Raw genomic sequence first — 1,344 nt, 5'->3', positions numbered from 1 at the left:
GGGTGGCGCGCCAGTGGTGTTCCTCGGCCAGGACCTCGCGCCGGGACCAGCGCGCGGGCAGTGGGCCGCGTCGGTGCCATCCGGTGGGTGGGGTCGCGAAGCGGATCTGGCCGCTGATGGTGAGCTGGTCCAGGTGGACCGCGCCGGTGAACCGGCATTCCGAGAGGTCCACGTCCATCAGGTTCAGATGGGCGGCGTTCACCCCGGAGAGGTCGACCAACCGTATGCCGCCCCCCGGGGTGGTGCCGGAGGTGGTTGAGGCACCCTCGCTCAACACGGTGCCGTGGGGGAGGGTGAAGGGGACTGGTTCGGCTGCGACGGTGAGGGGGTGCTCCAGCACCGCCCCGGACAGATCGACCGTGGCGTGCCGCAACCGCAGGGCAGCCGTGGACTCCCACCGGACGCCCCGCAGATCCACTTCCCCGGCGCTGATCTCCACCGTCACCGACGCGCCGAACACGGCGCTCCGGAGGTCCACCGTCCCCTCGCACCGCAACGGCCCCAACCAGCGAACCAGTTCAAATCGCACCCCGCCGAAGTGGGCGTTCTCGGAGAACGACGCTCCGTCGAACCAGGCGTCCTTGGAAAACGACACCTCACCGAACCAGGCGTCCTTGGAGAACGACGCCCCACTGAACCAGGCGTCCTTGGAGAACCACGCTTCATCGAAGCGGGCGTCTCCGAGGGTTGGTCGGTTGGTGGTGGGGTCGTGTAAGGCGGTGAGGAGTTGTTGGAGCAGTGCCGGGGTGAAGGGGGTGCCGCGGTGGTCGATGTCGGCACCGGGTTGGAGGCTGTTCAGGTAGGTGGTGCGGTCGGTGTCGTTCAGGTGGGCCAGGCAGGTGGTGTGGTCGGGGACGTGGATGCCGCGGCAGCCCACCGGATTCTCTGCGGTGGCGTCGTAGCCGCAGCGCACCCAGTGGGGCGGTGATGCGTTGGGAGGGGAGGCAGGGTTCGCGTCGGTCACGCATGGACGACGGGGGCCGGGCCGGAGGTTGCCCTTGCTCTTCCTCTTTCGATGTCCGGATATCGCCTCCTGCCGGGGATGGCAGGGGGCGTGCGGTTCCGCTGCGGCCCGGGAGAGGGCCTCTTCCCGACCGGGTGGGTGGTCGCCGAACCCCGAAAACTCAAAAAGGCCCCGCCCGGGCGCCGGGCGGGGCCGGTGGTCAGTGCTGCTTGATGACGATGACGGGCCACACACGGGTGGTCGGCTCGGCCCAGCAGATGGGCCGGAGGAAGATGACCGGCCGGCTCCGACCGGACCTCTTCGTCCAGTAGAGGTCGGAGCGGACGATCTCGCCGTCCAGGGCCCTCTCCAGGAGCTGTCTCTTATAAACATCTGACGCC

General features: G+C 69.0%; 2 protein-coding genes. Both read right to left on the bottom strand.

Going from position 1 to position 1,344, the window contains the following annotated elements; translation table 11 throughout:
• Positions 1–964, bottom strand: a 964-nt coding sequence (locus FNQ90_RS23395) for a pentapeptide repeat-containing protein (protein WP_182608173.1), incomplete at its 3' end; no start/stop codon positions are given.
• A gap of 199 nt (positions 965–1,163) precedes the next feature.
• Positions 1,164–1,344 (bottom strand): hypothetical protein (locus FNQ90_RS23390; RefSeq protein WP_182608172.1); only part of this gene is annotated, 181 nt, incomplete at its 5' end.

Origin of the sequence: Streptomyces alkaliphilus, assembly GCF_014141535.1 — a bacterium.
Taxonomy (GTDB): domain Bacteria; phylum Actinomycetota; class Actinomycetes; order Streptomycetales; family Streptomycetaceae; genus Streptomyces; species Streptomyces alkaliphilus.
Note: the sequence above shows the minus strand (reverse complement) of the source record. Positions and strands in the feature narration are given on the sequence as shown.